This is a genomic window from Acinetobacter sp. GQ146 (assembly GCF_059758585.1).
Window position 1 is genome coordinate 281854 of the sequence record NZ_JCAXDV010000004.1, and the last position, 19707, is coordinate 301560.

The following is a 19707-nucleotide window of genomic DNA, read 5'->3' on the forward strand; positions in this document are numbered from 1 at the left end:
CGGTAACAGGAATATTTATGTAAATGAGGGTGCAGATCTTGACGTGGGAGAAACGTCATTTCTGCTATTCATGCGTAAATTTTGCGCTGCAAAATTTACAGTGAGAAATTTAATGCTGCTATTTTGCGAATAACCACAGCAAAAGTCAAATAAAATATCTTATTATGATAATTTAATTAAATTAATATCTAATTTTTAAGTTTTCATCAGTCAAATTATCGATAAACAGCTTGCTTTGACTCACTCGTCGATTTATTACAAAAGCCCTGCAAGCCCCAGCACAATTTGTTATAACATTACTTTAAATGTCTTTTTATTTTTGACGTTGTGGCTTGTTATGACACTTTCTAGTTTTGGTAAAATTCTCACCGTTTTAGACCTGTTTTCAGTGTCTCGCCCAATCATTAATGTCGATATCATTAGTGAAGAACTTGGCCTTTCTAAACCAACCAGCTATCGCTATTTAAAAGAATTGGTTTCTGCCGAACTCTTACACCGCCTGAGTGGCACTTCTGGGGACTATACCCTGGGCTCAAAAATTGCCGTTTTAGATTATATTTCGCGTAAATCCGATCCACTGGTACAAATCAGTATTCCCTTTATGAAAGAGATTGTGGAACGTACAGAATTTTGCTGTCTGTTGACCCACCTCAATCATGATTCCTGTATCGATGTGCATCATGAGGTATTTAAAGATCTCACGTTATTATCTTATGGGCGGGGCTGTCCACGACCTGTTTATGTGGGTTCATCGCCTAAAACCATTATTTCGCACTTACCCAAACAGGGAATTTTGGATTATTACCACCGTTTTGCCACGCAACTTGCCGAAGTGAGTTTTGCCAGTGACGAGCAAGAATTTTTAACGAAAATGAAGAAAATTAAGAAACAGGGTTATTATTTTTCCAATGGAGAAGTCGATCCGAATGTTTCTGGTTTATCTGTTCCGATTAAATTCTCGAGTAAAGAAGCACCAATGACATTGACCTTATTGGGTTCTAAAAATCGTTTCGAATTCGTAGACTTACAAAAACTCATTGCAATTTTGCAAAGCAATGCCGCGCTCATTGAACAAAAATTCATGGGCTTATCCGATCACAATAGCGTTTAAACTGAAGTTGGCTGTATACAAGAATTGAACAAAGTTATAGGGTCAATTTTATTGAATTAAGAAACATATTCTCATACTATGATTATAGTTCTTCAGCGGCTTTATGTTTCCATGACATAAAAGACGCCCAACTCTCCCTCAGAAGTTGCAGTTGCTGTAGTTAAAAAGCTCAAGCCCCGTCTTGGGCTTTTTAATGCCTGTTAGATTGCTACGAAAATTCAGACATAAAAAAACTCCATGACTGGAGTTCTTTCTATTTCAACCCTTAAGGCTGCTTCAAATATGGCCATGCGGCTTTTAAATAAATAAACATCGACCATAGGGTCAGTATCACTGCGGTATAGAGCAGCAGATAAGCCAGCGTTTCTAAAGGTTGCCAATTCAACAAGAACACTGAAATTGCAATCATTTGAAAGGCAGTTTTATATTTACCCACGGTAGACACTGCCACATTGGTTCGCGCCCCTAGCTCAGCCATCCACTCTCTTAACGCAGATACGGTGATTTCACGCGAAATAATCACAATCGCTGCAAAAGCCATGGAAATTGAAGGCTGCCATTGCACCAATACAATTAACGCAGCAGCCACCATGAGTTTATCCGCAACAGGATCGAGAAAACGACCAAACGCCGAGGTCTGGTTTAAGGTTCTGGCCAGATAGCCATCAAACCAATCTGTCACTGCCGCAAGCACAAAAATCGCAGTCAAAATAATATGCCGCGTCATGCCGCCATCATGCCCAGCCACACCAATCGCTGGTGGCCAGTAAGCAATCAATAAAAATACAGGAATCAAGGCGATACGCGCCAAGGTCAAGATATTTGGAATATTCAGGATTCGACCTGCTGTCATAGACACCGCCAACTTTTCCCCTTATGTGCGATGAAATAATTCGCCAGTTTGAGCGAATTGGCACACCGTAATTAGGGCTCACTTTATACGAATTGCTGGAACGTGTCACTAGGCAAACACGGTCACTGTTTGTCTCGAAATGGCAATCAGTCGATTTTCGGCATCCCATAAATGTGCATATTCGGTGGCATAGCCCTCAGCCGCATAATCTGTAAAGACTTTATATTTAAACCAATCATGCAAATTTTGCTGTAACGGATTCACATAGGTCACGTGCCAAGTTAGCGAACTGGCTGGTGCCAAAGTCTTAAACAGCGGCAACACTCCGGGTGGCCAAATATCAAATAAAGTCATTAAATCAGCAACATTTAAAGCTCGATTCTCATGCTGTACAGGGTCAAAACGACACCAGCCACCGAAGTCACTTTGCTCACTGGCGCTACAAGGGATCTGCCCTTCGGCCCAGCGTACATCAAATTGTTGATAGCATTCTGGAAAATGTTCATGCTGCATGCTGTGTAGGGTTTCAGGCTCGGGATAATCAGGCGCTGTACGTTCCTGACGGACATGAATTTCTGATGCACGGGCTGCACCAAAACTGGCAATCAAAATACTTTGCACCGCATTGTCCTGCCATAGCCGCACTTCAATGCTGGTGACCGACTTGCCTTGCCGTAGAATTTCCGCAGTCAACCTTGCCGCCCCTTGTTGCACTGGACCCACAAAGGTCACACTGCTACTGAGTAAGCGTTTACTCGGATCGGCAATACTGCTCACGGCTTTGTGCATCATCAGCCCCGCAACCACTCCCCCATAGACCGTCCGTCCTTGTAGCCATCTGGTGGGAATCTCAATCCAATCATTCTGCTCAATGGCCTGATACACAGCTAACAGCGACATATTGTTCTCATTTTTTATCCCGTGGACAATATTGTTCACCAAGTTCCAGCATTTGTGAATGATCAGTGACTACTGCGTCAATGAGTGTTTTTGCTAATTATCCGTGTTATTCATGCAAGATTTTATAAATGGTACGTGCCATGACCTCCCCCAATCCTGGGACTAAAGTCAGCTCATTTTCTGAAGCTTTCAGTACACCTTGAATCCCGCCAAAATGGGTCAATAAATCCCGACGGCGTTTAGGTCCCAACCCCGGAATGACTTCCAAAATAGAGGATCCACGTTTTTTATCACGCTTGGCACGATGCTTGGTAATGGCAAATCGATGCGCTTCATCCCGCACTTGCTGAATCAAATGCAAGGCTTTGTGGTCTTCGGGCAACTGGATCTTAGTGCCATCGGTAAAATGTAGGGTTTCCAGCCCGGGCTTACGTCCTTCCCCTTTCGAGACCCCAACCATAAACGCATCCAGCTCTAAATCCTGCATCACTTGCATCGCCATATGCAATTGCCCTTTACCACCATCAATCAACAATAAATCAGGCAACATATGCTTTTTATAGCGACGAGTTAAAGCTTGACGCATGGCGGCATAATCATCACCTTCGGTAATATCTTGAATGGAGAACTGACGGTAATCACGTTTGCGTGCTCCCCCCGCATCGAACACCACACAAGAAGCCACGGTTTCTTCCCCCATGGTATGTGAAATGTCAAAGCATTCAATCCGATCTACCGGGCGACCCACCACCTGTTCCAATTGATGAAAACGCTCATTCAGTTCCAGATGATTCGCCAACTTGCCTTTAATCGCATGCTGCACATTCATCTGGGCCAGCTCTAACCATTCTGCACGCGTTTCTCGTACCTTCTGTTTAATCTGGATTTTTTGTTCAAAATGCTGCTGTAAAGCTTGCTCCAATTCTTTGCGATTGGGAATTTCCACATTCACAATCAATTCATTCGGCACTTCATCCGCCACCTGAAAATAGAAGTTCGCCATAAACTCAGACAACATCTCGCCCAAATCATCCCCCAACATATCTGGGAAATAAGCTTTTCCACCCAGCATTTTGCCATTGCGTACATGCATGATTTGCACACAGGTCACACCTGCCTGATAGGCAATCGCCAGAATGTCGGCCTCACCTTTAATTTTATAAATCGCCTGCTGCGCCTGCACATCACGTAATAACGCCATTCGGTCACGGTAAAACACCGCTTTTTCAAATTCGAGAGCTTCGGCAGCCGCTTCCATTTTCTGAATCAACTCCTGATTCAGTTCTTTAGTATCGCCTTTTAAAAAGCGGATCGAATTGTTGACATCTTCCTGATAATCTTCGGGACTGATTAAGCCCACACAGGGGGCGGAACAGCGCTTGATTTGATACTGCAAACATGGACGCTTGCGCTGCGAAAAATAGCTATTTTCACACTGGCGCACATTAAACAGTTTTTGCAGCACCAACAGCGTATCACGTGCATTATAGGCACTCGGATAGGGACCAAAAAACTTGCCGACCTGATGCTTACCCTTACCGCGACCACTGGCAATGCGTGGATACGGCTGGTCTGCCGAGATAAAAATATAGACATAAGATTTATCATCGCGCAGCATAATATTGTATGGCGGACGATGCAGCTTAATCAGGTTTTGCTCAAGCAATAGTGCTTCGGTTTCGGAACGCACCACCAAGGTTTCAATGTCATAAATCCGCGCCACCAAAGCCTGTGTTTTCGGATGCTCAAGGGTTTTGACAAAATAACTCGACACCCGATTTTTCAGATTTTTGGCTTTGCCCACATACAGCAATTCGCCATCTTTGCCCAACATCCGATACACCCCCGGCAAGGTGGTCATATGGGCGAGAATCTTTTCAATATGTTCGCGGGCGTTTTCGTTCACAGTGTCTTGAAACCTTGAAGAGTTATGGGTGGATGTGGAGTGCATCAGCCAATTTTCAAGCCAGTGGCTTAAATGGCTTTAGGCTGGATCAATCGCAATTTGAGCCAAACTTAAAAGGCTTATAGCACACTGTCTTGCAGCCGTGCTGATGACTGAGCAGCTGGCACCACCTGACCATATAAATCCATATGGGTATCACCCCAGGTTTTTAGGGCCATTAAAATCTCACGCAGACTTGCACCCAAAGGCGTTAAACTATATTCCACTTTCGGCGGCACTTGCGGATACACTTCGCGGTGGATCAGGCCGTCTTGTTCCAGTTCTCGCAGCTGATTGGTCAGCATGCGCTGTGTCACATTCGGAATCCGTTTACGAATTTCTCCAAAACGTAAAGTATGCTCGGTCAGTAAATGCCATAAAATAATACTTTTCCATTTCCCGTCTAAAATGCCAATTGCCGCTTCGACTGCGCAGCCTGGACTGCAATTAAATCGGGAATGCTTTGTTTTGGTCATGTTCATAGTATCCTTTTATACACTATATGCAGAATTTAACCGTATACACGCAATTTAAAACTACATTAAGATTTTCATCATAAACCCAATTTGAGATTAAAAATATGAAAGCTGTGGGCTATTTACAGGCAGGTGGTGCCGAACAATTACAAGACATTCAGCTACCAACCCCAACCCCGAAAAACCGAGAGGTTTTGGTGGCAGTCAAAGCTATTTCAGTCAATCCTGTGGATTGTAAAATCCGGACTCGTGTTTCACCTGAGCAGGGACAATATAAAGTCTTAGGCTGGGATGCCGCAGGTGAAGTGGTCGATGTCGGCCCGGAAGTGGAACATTTTAAAGTCGGAGATCAAGTTTGGTATGCGGGCGACCTCACCAAAGCCGGCACCAATGCCGAGTTTCATGTGGTGGATGAACGGATTATCAGTCTAAAACCACAAAATCTGAGTTATGCCGAAGCAGCGGCACTCCCGCTTACCTCCATTACGGCATGGGAGATGTTGTTTGACCGCCTGCAAGTGCAACAGCATGATCACCCGCAAGAGTCGATTCTGATTATTGGCGGTGCAGGAGGTGTCGGCTCGATGGCCATTCAACTGCTCAAAGCCAAGACCCAGCTCAAAGTGATTGCTACAGCCTCGCGCCCTGAAACGCAGGCTTGGGTCACACAGTTAGGAGCAGACGTCGTTCTGGATCATCGCCAGTCTTTAGCTGAACAAATTCAGGCACAGGGATTAACCGCGCCTCGTTACGTCTTTTCCACTACGCATACCGGCAGTTATCTCACCCAAATTGCCGAACTGATTGCCCCGCAAGGACAGTTTGGATTGATTGATGATCCTGAACATCTCGACATTAACCTGTTTAAACGTAAATCCATTGCTGTGCATTGGGAATTTATGTTCACCCGCTCCATGTTCCAAACGGCAGACATGTCGGCACAAGCGCATTTACTGCAACAGGTCGCGCAACTGATTGAAACAGGAAAAATCAAAACCACCTTGAATCAGGTCATGGGCAGCATCAATGCCGAAAATATTCGTCAGGCACACCAAGCCATTGAGTCTGAACGTACCCAAGGCAAATTGGTACTCGAAGGCTTCTAAAACAATAAAGCCCCATGCTCATTAACATGGGGCTTTATCGATGTGTTTATTGTGTTTTTAGACAGATTGCTGAGCTTGATGCAAAGCTTGAGTAAAGCCCTGTTTATCTTTGGGCGAAATCAAGATAAATTTGGCTTGACCCTGTTTTATATAATCAATGCGCAGACGATCTAAAGACAGCGCAGGCGATGCAACCGAGTTATTGCTGGGACTCACCTTTGTAATTGCGGACAAGGGAATTTTCCAAGTCAAAAACAAGCAGCTAATCAGCAATTGCCCTGACGCTATCCGATACTGGGTATTGAGAATTGGCCACCACAACACGGCAATGGTCAACACATAGGTAACGGTATGAATCGGATACTGTGCCATGGTGCCTTTGGCATACATGGTCAATAACAGCTGGATTAACAAGCCGGTCATGGCAATAATAAAACCTAAAATCCACCAATCTTTTTTTGAACGAAATTTTTGCATATTGCCCCCTATTTGGCTTTTATCTTACACAAAATTTGGGATCATGTAAGATCATAGCGTACTGAATCCCTGCATAAAAAAACGCCCCAAAGGGCGTTCTCAAAACATTAATTCTTAAAAAACATAAGGGCGGACAAAAATCAGGAAGAAAATCCCCAGCATCAGGAACCATTTTAAAAAATAGTACACTTGACGATTGCTTTTCTTTAAGGCTTTGGCTTTTAAACGCAACTGATAGACATAGCCAAATACCTTGTTTAATCCACCTGTCTGGTCGCCTGTTTCATTCGGTGAACTGGCAGCGGTCATGACATTTTTACCAAACCAATGATTGAACTTTTGCATCAGACGCGCTTTTAACGGACGCTCAACATCAGCAAAGAAAATAATCCGGTTCTGATCCGTTTTATTTTCCGCATAGTGAATATAGGTTTCATCAAACACCACACTTTCACCATCACGCCATGAATAACGCTGTCCATCCACATCAATAAAGCAGCGATCATCATTCGGGGTAATTAAACCCAGATGATAACGGAGCGAACCTGCATACGGGTCACGATGACGAACCAAGCGGCTATCGGGTGCCAATTCGGTAAACATGGCGGCTTTAATGCTAGGCAAGGTCTTTAATAATGCTGTGGTTTTTGGGCAGAGTTCGGCTGCAGAAGGGTGCGCTGAGTCATACCATTTCAGATAAAAACGCTTCCAGCCAGTTTTGAAAAATGAGTTAAAACCAAGATCATCATAACTACTGGATGCCTTAATGCCGCCACGCTCATACAAGGCTCTGGCTTCATCGCGAATCATTTCCCAATTTTCATCTAAAACTTGCAAATCTTTAAAATATTGCGTTTCCACATAAGGTTGATTCGGCACCTTGGAAAACAGGTACATTAAAAAGTTAATTGGAGCCAATAAGGTTGAATGGTCAAAAAATTGACGGTAAAAAGAATGACGCACTTTACCGCGATTTTGGATATACAACGCTGAAATCACAAAAATCGCCAAGATAATCCACTTAATCATACAGCACTCTTTTCATTGCTTCTGATGACCACACTGTGCAGCATGATCATGGGGCTAGACACTAATTTTGGCGAAATACTAGCAAATTTGAATAGAAATTTCATGTCGACCGATTGGCGCGCGCTTTGACTCAGGCTCCCGCATCCAAAAAACACACAGCGAAACTTGCATGCCTATTGGCGATCTTTTCAGGCGAAACCCCACCATAAATACGGTTCAAATTTACTGGAAAATTCCAAAATACAATTGACTTTTTTGACACAGCTTGCATAGTGGTGAAGGCATATTTCAGCAATCTAAAACGACACAACAATTTTAATCACAGTATAATTTTTTCATAAAAAACAGAAGCATCTTATTTAACGGTTTCAATAGGAAATTTTTTCTCAAGAATAATTGCTGTAAATGAAATTAAAATTGATGACCATTGCGTCACTGCTTGATACAACTTGTTATGTTCTTTTTGGATATAGTTATCGTAAGATTAGCGAAGCATTCATGTGCGCAAAACAAGCGAACACGCTTCAAAACATCAACTTAGAAGTCCTCCAAAATAAAGGAGATCAGGCATGATCCACGCTGGCAATGCCATTACCGTCCAAATGCTTTCGGACGGAATTGCAGAATTCCGCTTTGACTTACAAGGTGAGTCGGTCAACAAATTTAACCGTGCAACGATTGAAGATTTTAAAGCTGCTATTGCTGCTGTAAAAGCAGACAGTTCAGTAAAAGGCTTGGTCGTTACTTCAGGTAAATCAACTTTCATCGTTGGTGCAGACATCACAGAGTTTGGTGAAAACTTCGCACAAGGTGAAAAAGCGATTATCGACTGGGCAATGCCAGTACATGACATCTTCAACAGCTTTGAAGATTTAGACATTCCTAAAGTTGCTGCCATCAATGGCATGGCATTGGGCGGTGGTTTTGAAATGTGTTTGGTCTGTGACTACCGTGTCATGTCTGAACAAGCACAAGTGGGCTTACCAGAAATCAAACTCGGGATCTTCCCTGGTTTCGGTGGTACGGTACGTTTAAGCCGCGTGATTGGTATCGACAATGCGGTTGAATGGATGGCGATGGCTGCGCCGAAAAAACCTGCTGCTGCGCTGAAAGATGGTGCTGTAGATGCGGTGGTGGCTGCGGACAAATTGCAAGACGCGGCAATTGACTTGGTTAAACAAGCCCTTGCTGGTCGCGTAGACTGGAAAGCCAAACGTCAAGAAAAACTTGACCCAGTCAAGTTAAACCAACTTGAACAAATGATGGCGTTCAATACGGCGAAAGGTGCGGTGCTTGCAAAAGCTAACCCAGCGCAATACCCAGCGCCAAAACTCATGCTGGATTCATTACAAGCAGGTGCAAGCCTTCCACGTAATGACGCATTAAAAGCTGAAGCTGAAGGCTTTGCCAAAGCTGCGGTAACGCCACAAGCTGGCGCATTGATTGGTTTATTCATCAATGATCAAGTGGTGAAGAAAACTTCTAAGAAATATGAAAAAGGTGCGCATCCTGTAAACCAAGCGGCAGTTCTTGGCGCTGGTATCATGGGTGGTGGTATTGCTTACCAAGCGGCAAGCAAAGGCACACCAATCATCATGAAAGACATTGGTAATCCACAACTTGCTTTGGGTATGAAAGAAGCCAATGGCTTACTGACTAAACAAGTTGAACGCAAGAAAATGAAGCCTGCTCAAATGGGTGAAACACTTGCGCGCATCCGTCCAACTTTAAGCTATGACGAGTTTAAAGAAGTGGACATCGTGATTGAAGCTGTGACTGAGAACCCGAAAGTGAAGGGTATCGTACTGGCTGAAACTGAGAAAAATGTTCGTGAAAATACGATCATTGCTTCAAATACGTCTACGATTTCAATTACACGTTTGGCTGAAAACCTACAACGTCCTGAAAACTTCGTCGGTATGCACTTCTTTAACCCAGTACACATGATGCCGTTGGTTGAAGTGATCCGTGGTGAGAAGACTTCGGCTGAAGCGATTGCGACCACTGTGGTTCTTGCTCAGAAAATGGGTAAAACCCCAATCGTAGTCAACGACTGCCCAGGCTTCTTGGTTAACCGCGTATTGTTCCCTTACTTCGGTGCATTTGACCTTCTATTGAAAGACGGTGCTGACTTCCAACAAGTCGACAAAGTCATGGAAAAATTCGGCTGGCCTATGGGTCCTGCTTACCTCATCGACGTTGTTGGTATCGACACGGGCGTTCACGGTGCAGAAGTGATGGCGGACGGTTTCCCTGACCGCATGAAGCCAGATTTCAAAGGCGCGACTTTAACCATGTACGAAAACAAGCGTTTGGGTCAAAAGAACGATGTTGGTTTCTACAAGTATGAACTCGACAAGAAAGGCAAAAAAGCCAAAACTGTCGATCCAGTGGCTTATGAACTTGTGGCTTCTGTTGCAACCACTGAAAAGCACGAATTTGATGCACAAGAAATCATTGACCGCATGATGCTAGCTTTCTGTAACGAAACTGTTCGTTGCTTAGAAGACAACATTGTTGCAACGGCTTCTGAAGCAGACATGGCGATGATTATGGGTGTAGGCTTCCCTCCATTCCGTGGTGGTCCATGCCGTTACATCGACCAAACTGGTGTGGCTGAATACGTTGCACTTTGCGACAAATATGCCCACTTAGGTAAAGCTTATGAAGCGCCACAAATGTTGCGTGACATGGCTGCTAACAACAAAAAATTCTACGGTTAAGGAGCAACGTGAATGGCTACTTTAAATCCACGTGACGTTGTCATCGTTGATGGCGTACGTTCAGCAATGGGTAAAACCAAAAACGGTATGTTCCGCAATGTACGTGCTGACAGCTTATCGGCTGAATTGGTTCGTGCACTCGTTGCTCGTAACCAGTTTGATGTCAATGAAGTTGAAGATGTAATTTGGGGCTGTGTGAACCAAACGCTAGAGCAAGGGATGAACATTGCTCGTAACATTGGTTTATTGGCTGACCTTCCAAAAACTGTTGCAGGTCAAACGGTTAACCGCCTGTGTGGTTCTTCGATGCAAGCACTGCACACCGCGGCTGCACAGATTGCCACCAATCAAGGTGACATCTTCATCATTGGTGGTGTAGAGCACATGGGTCACGTCGGCATGATGCACGGCATCGACCTGAATCCAGAAGCGTCTAAACACTATGCTAAAGCATCGAACATGATGGGCTTAACCGCTGAAATGTTAGGTCGCATGAATGGCATTACCCGTGAAGAACAAGATGCGTTTGGTGTTGAATCTCACCGCCGTGCTTGGGCTGCGACTCAAGAAGGTCGTTTCAAAAATGAAATCGTGGGTGTTGAAGGTCACGATGCCAATGGCTTTAAAATTTTGTGTGACATCGACGAAGTCATTCGTCCAGATGCCAACTTAGAAGCATTCAAAGCATTACGTCCAGTATTCGACCCTAAAGGTGGTTCGGTTACTGCGGCAACGTCTTCTGCACTTTCTGATGGTGCATCTGCAATGTTGCTCATGTCTGCTGAACGTGCACAAGCTTTAGGTCTTAAGCCACGCGCTGTAATTCGCTCTATGGCGGTTGCAGGTTGTGATGCAGCAATTATGGGTTACGGTCCAGTACCTGCAACGCAAAAAGCACTTAAACGTGCAGGTCTAACTATGGCGGATATCCAAACCATCGAGTTAAACGAAGCGTTTGCTGCTCAAGGCTTATCTGTGATGAAAGGCTTAGGCGTGTATGACAAGCAAGACATGATTAACTTGAATGGTGGTGCGATTGCGTTGGGTCACCCATTGGGTTGTTCTGGTGCACGTATTACCACGACCTTGTTGAACGTAATGGAACAACAAGATACACAAATTGGTCTTGCGACCATGTGTATCGGTCTTGGTCAAGGTATCGCGACCATTATCGAACGTGTTTAATGTTTAGTTAAATACTGAGATAAAAAGAAACCCCGCTTATTGCGGGGTTTCTTTTATTGTATTGCACTACAAACACAAGATGGATCTGTACAGACCTTATTTAAATCATCATTTTTAATTTTAAAACCTGCCTGAGTTATCTCATATTGAGCATTAATCAATAATTGATCATCAATCAGAGTGTTGATAGGAGTTTGTGTTTCCAAATCATAGATTTGTGTAAAGTCTGCCTTTTTACCAGTTAATTCTTTATAACCAATAGCATACAGAATTAATTGTTTTTGAATAATCTCTTGTTTTAAAAGACGATCTATTACATTCCCTGAATCTAATTTAGATTTAAAATCGACAATATAAATTTTTTCGTTATACGCATCATCTTTCTGAATAACTAGATCAATACGCCCACTAACAATAAGACCTTCTGCTAAATCAAAAACAATATCTTTTTCTGCAAATTCAATTTTTTCAAAATTATTATAGTTTTGATCATAATAATCATGAAGAATATTCAATGCTCTCAGTCTCATAGCCTCTTTTGTCTTAGGAATAGCATATGGGAAATTAATATGTTTTTCTAAAATAGTAGATATTTCTTCTTTAGTTGGTTTGATTCCCTCAATAGCCTTTTTATGGATTTCCATCAAACTATCATGTAAGGATTTACCAAAGCCAATTCTAGCTTCTAAAGGCTCTTTAAACCCATAACATGTATAATATTTAAATGCATAAGGACACTTGAAATAAGACTCTAAAATAGAGAAGTTTAAGATCATAGCATCCAACTCAAGTCGATCTTTCAACTCAGCTTGTTCTCTAGCTTTAAAATCATAAGTGATAGTAGAAAAAATGTACTGATTTTGTCTTAATAACTGAATAAAAGTGGATGGTTTTTTATCCTGATTACTTGATTCAGATGGAGAGCATGAGACAAATAAGAATTTTTTAGATCTTGTAATAGCTACATAAAGAAGTCTTAACTCATCTTCTAATGTTCCTTCATATCTTTCATAATTTTTAATAACACTAGTATCAATTAAATGAGATACTTTGACTCCACCAGCTTTTTTACTCGGAAAATAATTGGTATTTAAACGTGGCATAAACACAACTGGCCACTCTAGCCCCTTAGACTGATGAATAGAAGTAATTGTGACAGCATTAATTGCTATATTTGTTTTATTTAACCATCCTTCCGGATAGATATCTTTCGCTGTATATTTAAGAAAATTTAAGAAACCTTTGAGTTTAAACACTGGATCATCTTTAAAATTAATTGTCTCAAAATCTTGAATTATTTGAGAAAACATTCCCAGGTTATAAAATGCTACTTCCCCTTTAGGGATGTTATTTACTTTATATTCACCAAAACTACTTTCTTTTAGATCTATATTTTCTCTAAAATTTTTAAATATTCTTTGTAAATTAAAATATTCATACCAATCACCTGATTTAGGTTCACTTTTTATTAATTCAGCAATCCCATATTTAATTTTATCCAAGTCTAAATAAGGGCATAATTTTATCCAATCTTTTTCAAGCTCTTGTATTACTGTCGTATCATTCGGATTTAAAAGAGCTTCAAAAATTTTAACACAACATATCACTTCTTCTTGTTCAAATAGCTGATTTACTCCAGTTACAACAAATGGTATTCCAGCCTCATTTAAAGTATTAGCAATCTCTGTTGCTGGCTTCCACTTTCTTAATAATATACAGATATCGCCATAATCTATTCCTCTAGATTCACTATCAGATTTATCTTTAAATTCACATCCTATTAATGATTGTATATTTTTTATTAAATATTGATTCTCATTTTTTCTACTTGAAAACTCATTTATTTGAAGATCACCCTCCTCATAAAATTGATGACTAGAATGAATCATATTTTTAGACAATCGATTTTCTATTTTATCAGTCACTATTGATGCTAATCCCAATATGCCTTGAGAACTTCTAAAATTATCGTCCAAACAAATTGTTAAAACTTCACCATATTTTTCATACTTCTCTTTAAATTCTAAAATATTTGCAACATTGCTTCCACGCCACTGATATATAGTTTGATCGTCATCACCTACAACACATATGTTTGCACCTAAGCTACATATATTTTCAATAATCATTTCTTGTAAGTGATTTACATCTTGATATTCATCTACAATAAGGTATTTAATTTTATCTCTGATTTTTCTTCTTACGTCTTCTTTCCCTAATTCTTTATAAAAGCTTGTAAGTATCATTCCAAAATCTAAATAATTATTTTCCGTTAATACTCTCTCATAATCTTTTACTACTTCTAATAAATTTTCATCAATAACAGCATTTTCAACAAAATCTGCTTCTCGGAACATCGATATCATCGATAAAAAAATACTGGTATCTGTGAAGATCTTCAAAGGTCTTTCCCCTTTAGAAGTAGTGCATTTGAGTCTATTAATACCTATTTTATGAAAATTTTTATCAACAAAAATTTTAAGTTTTATATCATCTAATATTTCGTATTTCTGGAATCCATAAACTTCATCTTTCAAAAAGTGTAGACACCAAGAATGTATAGTTCCAATATAAAGTTCAGCCATTCCTTGTATAGAACCTAATTGATCTCTTGATAACTTAAGTACTCTATTTTTTAGTTCGGCAGCTGCTTTCTCCGTATATGTAAAAGCTACTATCTCTGAGGGGCTTGTATTATTTCGTAATAAATTTACTATACGCTGAGCTATAGTTTGTGTCTTTCCCGAACCTGCTACTGCAATAATATGTAAATGTTTATTTATATCTATAGTTTCAATAGCTTCCGTCTGAGCTTTTGTGAAATTCATCTAATTTTCCTTCAGTAAATAATTCTAAATTTTTTCGTATTTCTAATGCAATTGCTTTCGCTAATAATGGTGGTACAGCATTACCTACTAATGTGTATTGCGGGGTTTCCTGCTTTCTCAGAATCCCACCTGTCGTTCTTTTTCCCAAAAACTCAAAACTGTCATCAAATGACTGTAATCTCGCTAATTCACGAACTGTCAGGATTCTATTTTTTGAGTAATGCACCATATCATCAGGTAGAGTGAGAACTGTAGGTGATGGCTCATTCGGTAGCATACGACGGCAATTATGTTTACGAGTCTTGTAACGCTCTTGTTGCTCTTCAGATAAATTATTATAGATTTTTTTAAAGTCATCACCTGGTGAAAGCAAATTGAACCGTTCTATAACAAGTGCTGTATGCTTACTTGTTTCATGATTCGTTAATTTAGTACTCACAATAGATTCACCTTTTGAATTTGGTGTGCACCCAGCTCTTAAATCTATTTGATAATCAGACTTTGCTTTACATTTATATTTTTCTACTTTTGAACCTATTTCTATGTTCGCTAAATCTGAAAGCGCTTCTTTAGCAGAAATTTTTTGAGATTTTAATGGCTCAGGATGTGTAAGCTGAATATCAATATCGTCACGTGTACCAAGAAAGATTACACGCTTTCTTCTCTGCGGAACCCCATAATCACTTGCATCCAAAGTTTTCACTAATACTTTTTTATAGCCAATTTCTGAGAACTCTTTTAAGAGCACTTTTGTAACCAATTGATTTTCATAAATTGTAGAGTGACCTTCGTATATCGAAAACTTTGCAGATAGAATACCTGCGACATTTTCCATCACAAAATACTTTGGCTGCACTTGCTTTAAAATACTGATATAACTACGGACAAGCTGATTCCTCAAATCGTCTGGATTCCTCTTTCCTGCCATACTAAAACCTTGGCAAGGCGGACCTCCACAAACTACATCAATATTGGAAAACTCTTTTCCTAAAAACTCTTTTAATTTTTCTTCTTCCGCTAAATCTTGAACATCCCCACAAAAATAATTCAGTTCATAACCTAACTGGTCTCTATGACGGTGTTGATATGTCAATGCAGCTTGAGGACTTCTGTCAGATGCAAAAGGGATGTCAAAACCAGCTTGCAGAAAACCTTCAGCCATTCCCCCTGCACCAGAAAACAAATCTAAGACCTTATAACGCTTCATAGAAAAAATTTATAAAATAACCCTGTCCAATTCTATCGAATATAACCTAGGTTATATATATGTTAAAAAAATATAATGCTAATCAAATATCAGCTGTGCCAACAAAATAGTAAATATGTTGCTTTATCCGATTCCACATTTTACCAGCAAGCTGTAATTTAAAAACCCTTTACAATCATTTGCATCTTTTAATGATAGTCTTAACCACAATAAAAATCTGCTTTATAAATTTTTCATAATTCGGAGTGACGGATGTTTTCATCACCAGTAAAAACCCTCATTGGTGTAGGTGTTATCGCCACACTTTTCACAGGCTGTGCCACCAAAACCCTGATGACCAAAGATACTAAAACCTATACCCGTTCCAACAAAGTTACCTTAGTCGAAGACCAAGTGGTGGCTTTTGGCAAGCCCGCCCAAGCACTGACTACCCTCCCAGCCAATAGCTTGGTCATCGCAGGGCAAAAGAATAGTTACATCTTGACCCAAGGCGGAGCACAGTTTGTCACGCTGATTAGTAAACTGGAGCCGAAAAATATTCAAATGACCAAAGAACTCAGTTTCTATTCAGAAAAAAATGATGGTCATTTCACAGGGACACTACCGCTGTCATATATCAAACTCAAAGAAGACATCAGTAAAAAAGATCTGGAATTCTTTATCGAAAATGGTGCAAAAGAGTGTTCGACCTCTAGCGATGAACGCATGCAAGCGCAGCGGTTCTGTTTCGACGTGGCTTTGGCAGGTGTGGTCTACCCTGCGGCAAATAATCTCAATACCTTAAAACCCCTGAGTAAGCCGTATCAGGTCAGTATTTATACCTATCAAGAACAAAGTTACCAGTCGAAGTCTAGCTTGAATCCATTTGAAAAGCTGGTGCTGTTGCCTTTTGCGGTTGCAATTGATGTGGTCAGCCTACCTTTTCAGGCAGCTGAGAAAATTTTTGACTGATGCCGCATCCAGCAGTCCATGCCTATCTGCTTGGACTGCGATGTTTTGGCTAGCTTTAAGCCAATAACTCTTCCATCAACCAAGCCATATATTTTTCCTTGTCCATAAAATCGGGGGCATTGCCCGTATCTAGGCTGAAATACTGACGGTTAAATTCAATCACGATTTGTTCGGTATGATGCCAATCTTCGATTAAGCGGAAATACTGGCTAAAAAAATAACGATTTTTACCCCAGTTACTCAAACTTTCTAGTTTTGGGTAGGCTTTATTTTCTAAAAATTCGGCATAAACCTGTTGAATATCATCAAAGACCTGAATGGTTTTCATTGCTGTACCTGCTTTAAATCTGATGCGTCGGAATGTTCAACAGCACTAACTTAACGCAGTTATTTGAAAGCTGGATGACAAAGCACGATTATGTTTAGTCATGCTTCTGTTCAAGCGCTTGCTGATTTTGTTGCTGTATTTTTTGCAGCTGCGCATTCAGGTCTAAGACTTGTTGGTACAAGGCATTAAACTGTTTCAACGGCGCATCTTCATAAAACATAAAGGTGTTGTTTTTGTTCTGCCAGCGGTTATTTTTCAGCACCAGAAAAATCTGGTCGGCTTTTTCCAGAATCTGTTTTTCGATTTCAAACAGCGCGAGTGCTTCATTTTGCTTTTTACTTTCGCGTAAATTCTCTGCCAGCTGATTGCGATAACGCGCTTGAATCGGCAGTTGTTTGGCTTGTTCCAGCGCATTTTGTTGTGCTTGCTCAATGGTGACTTGATACTCGGTCGCCAAGGCATGCGCTTGCTGCAACATTAAATCGGTTTCTTGATAATCCTGTTTTTTATCTTTGCTTAAACGCTCAATATTTAAAAACTCATCCCAGTGAATGGCTTTTAATTCACGTAAGTAGGCATTGCGCGCTTCGGCACTTTGAATCATCTGGCTCAAAACAAAGTTGGCCATGACCTGATAATCCCCCTGCAAGCGGGCATCGGTAACATCCACCTCAATCGGTTTGTCCCAGTCTTTGGCCTGCGCATAAATCAAGTCGGTTTTTTCATATAACACTTGTTGATATTGTTGCAGTTGCGCTTCTTCTTGTTGTTGGGCATGGTATTGATAAAATAATCCACCAAATACAGCAGCAGTCGCTAAACCTAAAATCAGAAAGATACGTGGCATAATTTGCTCCGACACCGCTTTGCTTCTATCATAGCAAATATCACCACATGGTGAAAATTTAAGCAAAAAATCTTCTCACAACATCAGCTTAGTGCAGATCAATACAGCCACTTATGACACGCTATTTTACAGTTGCGACTTGAGGTCGTTGCGGGGGATGGACTGGAATCGTGGGCAAAAAATTGTAAGCCATTTGCCCTATGCTAATTTGCTCACACACAATCGGCACATTTTCAACATTCCGATCCATACCAAACGGTTGCAGCATAATATACAAACCTTGGGTCGGGTCTGCGGACTGCAAACCTGTGCCAATATTCAGTACATGCTCGCGTAATAGCGGTGGCAAACTCTCCAAATCAGGTCTGGCCGCAACCGGCAATCTATCTAAATGATGCACAAGAGTCGGATCGACCACAAAAGACTGAGCATCACCTTATAACTGAATAATACGATGCTGAAGTACTCTGCGAATATTTTCATGGAATTGAGAAGGAATGACACCTGTTACTTCACGTCATTCCGACTCGGCCATCATTTTAAAGGTGGGCAAACGGACCACTTCACCATGGGCTTGCAGATGGTCTGAAATCACGGAAATAATGAAGGCAACCACAACAAGAGACGCTATCCCTGTCAGCCATGTGATCAAATGGTGGGCACATCGGCAGCAGCTTCAGCTCTTGTAGTTTTTTCATTGTCATGCCGTGTTATGGTCAGATAAACAGTTTAATCTCGATGCAATCGAGCCCACAATTGAACTCAGTCAGGTTGGCTTTTTTGTATGGAATGACTTTAAATTGCAAAACCTAACCCCAACATTGGCTTAATTGCTTTTTTATTTTGAGAATTTTCATGCGTGTTGATATCTGGTCAGATGTAGTGTGTCCATTTTGCTATATCGGAAAAAAACGTTTAGAAGCTGCGGCAAAACAGGCTGGTGTTGAGCTTGAAGTGCATTGGCACAGTTTTGAACTCGACCCAGAAGCCCCGCCCCGCCAAGAAATTTCCAACTCAGAGCGTTTAGCGCAAAAATATGGCCGCACTTTAGAAGAAGTGGAAGAACTGCAACGCAATATTGCGGCAATGGCTGCTGAAGAAGGCATTGAATTTAACTGGGAAAATGCCAATTCTGGCAATACCTTTAATGCCCATCGTATTATCCATTTGGCGCAAAGCAAAGGTCTGGGCTCAGAAGCCAAAGAAGCCTTCTTTTATAGCTATATGACCCAAGGTTTAGCAATCGGTGAACGTGAAACCCTTGAAGATGTGGCAGCACGTATTGGACTCAACCCAGTCGAAGTCGATGATGTCTTAAATTCAGACGAATATGCAGACTTTGTTAAATTCGATCAGGAAGTAGCACGTGATCAACTCAAAGTGACCGGCGTACCTTTCTTTGTGTTTGACCAACGGATTGCCTTAGCCGGCGCCCAACCGCGCGAAGTGTTCTTACAAGTACTCGACAAAGCACTCGAACCGACGGATACGGCTGAAGCGGACCAGTGCAATGTCGAAGGTTCTTGTGATGCACCGCAACAAGACCCTAAAGCATAAGCGCATTGTAAAGCTTTAAAAGATGTGCTGATTAACCTCCTGACCTATGTGTGAGGAGGTTTTTTATTGCTCGGTATTTTTAATCCGCAGATGAACCCATTCACTCCAGAGTGCTGACCAAATGCATACCGAATACACCATGACTCCATCAGTAAAAACAGTTTCCGCCTAAAAGTAATATGCT

At 41.2% G+C, this 19707-nt stretch carries 17 protein-coding genes; 6 read left to right on the forward strand and 11 right to left on the reverse strand.

Annotation, left to right across the window (positions count from 1 at the left end; genetic code table 11):
• Positions 1-337: 337 nt before the first annotated feature.
• Positions 338-1111, forward strand: a complete 774-nt coding sequence (locus AC6CHI_RS09285) for an IclR family transcriptional regulator (RefSeq protein WP_498120875.1) — start codon at positions 338-340, stop codon at positions 1109-1111.
• A 265-nt stretch (positions 1112-1376) separates the two neighbouring features.
• Here the strand turns inward: AC6CHI_RS09285 and pgsA are convergent, their stop codons facing one another.
• From pgsA to AC6CHI_RS09305, 4 genes are all read right to left on the reverse strand, one after another.
• Complete coding sequence (gene pgsA / locus AC6CHI_RS09290) at positions 1377-1964, reverse strand: CDP-diacylglycerol--glycerol-3-phosphate 3-phosphatidyltransferase (protein ID WP_458892512.1); 588 nt, start codon at positions 1962-1964, stop codon at positions 1377-1379.
• A 108-nt stretch (positions 1965-2072) separates the two neighbouring features.
• On the reverse strand, positions 2073-2864 hold the full coding sequence (locus AC6CHI_RS09295) for a thioesterase family protein (RefSeq protein ID WP_498120877.1): 792 nt from the start codon (positions 2862-2864) through the stop codon (positions 2073-2075).
• A 106-nt stretch (positions 2865-2970) separates the two neighbouring features.
• Entirely contained in the window at positions 2971-4770 is a 1800-nt protein-coding gene (gene uvrC / locus AC6CHI_RS09300; protein ID WP_458892510.1) for an excinuclease ABC subunit UvrC, read from the reverse strand.
• A 119-nt stretch (positions 4771-4889) separates the two neighbouring features.
• On the reverse strand, positions 4890-5285 hold the full coding sequence (locus AC6CHI_RS09305; RefSeq protein WP_498120879.1) for a winged helix-turn-helix transcriptional regulator: 396 nt from the start codon (positions 5283-5285) through the stop codon (positions 4890-4892).
• A gap of 104 nt (positions 5286-5389) precedes the next feature.
• Here AC6CHI_RS09305 and AC6CHI_RS09310 point away from each other — a divergent pair, with 104 nt between their 5' ends.
• On the forward strand, positions 5390-6391 hold the full coding sequence (locus tag AC6CHI_RS09310; RefSeq protein ID WP_498120881.1) for a zinc-binding alcohol dehydrogenase family protein: 1002 nt from the start codon (positions 5390-5392) through the stop codon (positions 6389-6391).
• Positions 6392-6448: 57 nt separating this feature from the next.
• Here the strand turns inward: AC6CHI_RS09310 and AC6CHI_RS09315 are convergent, their stop codons facing one another.
• Positions 6449-6868, reverse strand: coding sequence for a PH domain-containing protein (locus AC6CHI_RS09315; RefSeq protein ID WP_498120882.1), 420 nt, complete (start codon positions 6866-6868; stop codon positions 6449-6451).
• 114 nt (positions 6869-6982) lie between these two features.
• Entirely contained in the window at positions 6983-7897 is a 915-nt protein-coding gene (gene lpxO, locus AC6CHI_RS09320) for a lipid A hydroxylase LpxO (RefSeq protein WP_498120883.1), read from the reverse strand.
• A gap of 569 nt (positions 7898-8466) precedes the next feature.
• Here lpxO and fadB point away from each other — a divergent pair.
• Both fadB and fadA read left to right on the forward strand, forming a co-directional pair.
• Positions 8467-10620: a fatty acid oxidation complex subunit alpha FadB gene (fadB, locus tag AC6CHI_RS09325; RefSeq protein ID WP_498120884.1), complete on the forward strand. Its 2154-nt coding sequence runs from the start codon at positions 8467-8469 to the stop codon at positions 10618-10620.
• 12 nt (positions 10621-10632) lie between these two features.
• Positions 10633-11805 carry an acetyl-CoA C-acyltransferase FadA gene (fadA, locus tag AC6CHI_RS09330; protein WP_498120885.1) on the forward strand — a complete coding sequence of 391 codons (1173 nt, stop codon included), beginning with the start codon at positions 10633-10635 and terminating at the stop codon, positions 11803-11805.
• Between the two features lie 53 nt (positions 11806-11858).
• Here the strand turns inward: fadA and AC6CHI_RS09335 are convergent, their stop codons facing one another.
• Together AC6CHI_RS09335 and AC6CHI_RS09340 are read right to left on the reverse strand one after the other, a co-directional pair.
• A complete protein-coding gene (locus AC6CHI_RS09335; protein WP_498120887.1) occupies positions 11859-14633 on the reverse strand; it encodes an ATP-dependent helicase in 2775 nt (924 codons plus the stop codon).
• Positions 14599-15840, reverse strand: coding sequence for a DNA cytosine methyltransferase (locus tag AC6CHI_RS09340; protein WP_498120888.1), 1242 nt, complete (start codon positions 15838-15840; stop codon positions 14599-14601). The genes AC6CHI_RS09335 and AC6CHI_RS09340 overlap by 35 nt, the downstream gene beginning before the upstream one ends.
• Before the next feature lie 252 nt (positions 15841-16092).
• On the opposite strand from AC6CHI_RS09340, the gene AC6CHI_RS09345 reads away from it, so the two are divergent.
• Positions 16093-16791: a YidX family protein gene (locus AC6CHI_RS09345; RefSeq protein ID WP_498120890.1), complete on the forward strand. Its 699-nt coding sequence runs from the start codon at positions 16093-16095 to the stop codon at positions 16789-16791.
• A gap of 55 nt (positions 16792-16846) precedes the next feature.
• Here AC6CHI_RS09345 and AC6CHI_RS09350 read toward each other — a convergent pair whose 3' ends face one another.
• From AC6CHI_RS09350 to AC6CHI_RS09360, 3 genes are all read right to left on the reverse strand, one after another.
• The gene (locus AC6CHI_RS09350) at positions 16847-17119 is read right to left on the reverse strand and encodes a hypothetical protein (RefSeq protein WP_458892501.1); all 273 of its coding nucleotides are present in this window, start codon (positions 17117-17119) and stop codon (positions 16847-16849) included.
• Positions 17120-17213: 94 nt separating this feature from the next.
• Complete coding sequence (locus tag AC6CHI_RS09355; RefSeq protein WP_498120891.1) at positions 17214-17966, reverse strand: hypothetical protein; 753 nt, start codon at positions 17964-17966, stop codon at positions 17214-17216.
• Between the two features lie 121 nt (positions 17967-18087).
• Positions 18088-18384, reverse strand: a complete 297-nt coding sequence (locus AC6CHI_RS09360; protein ID WP_498120892.1) for a hypothetical protein — start codon at positions 18382-18384, stop codon at positions 18088-18090.
• A 437-nt stretch (positions 18385-18821) separates the two neighbouring features.
• On the opposite strand from AC6CHI_RS09360, the gene AC6CHI_RS09365 reads away from it, so the two are divergent.
• Entirely contained in the window at positions 18822-19523 is a 702-nt protein-coding gene (locus AC6CHI_RS09365) for a DsbA family oxidoreductase (RefSeq protein ID WP_498120894.1), read from the forward strand.
• Positions 19524-19707 lie beyond the last annotated feature (184 nt).

Coding starts and splice junctions, on each gene's coding strand:
- AC6CHI_RS09285 (WP_498120875.1), top strand. CDS start 338: ATGACACTTTCTAGTTTTGGTAAAATTCTCACCGTTTTAGACCTGTTT.
- pgsA (WP_458892512.1), bottom strand. CDS start 1,964: ATGACAGCAGGTCGAATCCTGAATATTCCAAATATCTTGACCTTGGCG.
- AC6CHI_RS09295 (WP_498120877.1), bottom strand. CDS start 2,864: ATGTCGCTGTTAGCTGTGTATCAGGCCATTGAGCAGAATGATTGGATT.
- AC6CHI_RS09305 (WP_498120879.1), bottom strand. CDS start 5,285: ATGACCAAAACAAAGCATTCCCGATTTAATTGCAGTCCAGGCTGCGCA.
- AC6CHI_RS09310 (WP_498120881.1), top strand. CDS start 5,390: ATGAAAGCTGTGGGCTATTTACAGGCAGGTGGTGCCGAACAATTACAA.
- AC6CHI_RS09315 (WP_498120882.1), bottom strand. CDS start 6,868: ATGCAAAAATTTCGTTCAAAAAAAGATTGGTGGATTTTAGGTTTTATT.
- lpxO (WP_498120883.1), bottom strand. CDS start 7,897: ATGATTAAGTGGATTATCTTGGCGATTTTTGTGATTTCAGCGTTGTAT.
- fadB (WP_498120884.1), top strand. CDS start 8,467: ATGATCCACGCTGGCAATGCCATTACCGTCCAAATGCTTTCGGACGGA.
- fadA (WP_498120885.1), top strand. CDS start 10,633: ATGGCTACTTTAAATCCACGTGACGTTGTCATCGTTGATGGCGTACGT.
- AC6CHI_RS09335 (WP_498120887.1), bottom strand. CDS start 14,633: ATGAATTTCACAAAAGCTCAGACGGAAGCTATTGAAACTATAGATATA.
- AC6CHI_RS09340 (WP_498120888.1), bottom strand. CDS start 15,840: ATGAAGCGTTATAAGGTCTTAGATTTGTTTTCTGGTGCAGGGGGAATG.
- AC6CHI_RS09345 (WP_498120890.1), top strand. CDS start 16,093: ATGTTTTCATCACCAGTAAAAACCCTCATTGGTGTAGGTGTTATCGCC.
- AC6CHI_RS09350 (WP_458892501.1), bottom strand. CDS start 17,119: ATGAAAACCATTCAGGTCTTTGATGATATTCAACAGGTTTATGCCGAA.
- AC6CHI_RS09355 (WP_498120891.1), bottom strand. CDS start 17,966: ATGCCACGTATCTTTCTGATTTTAGGTTTAGCGACTGCTGCTGTATTT.
- AC6CHI_RS09365 (WP_498120894.1), top strand. CDS start 18,822: ATGCGTGTTGATATCTGGTCAGATGTAGTGTGTCCATTTTGCTATATC.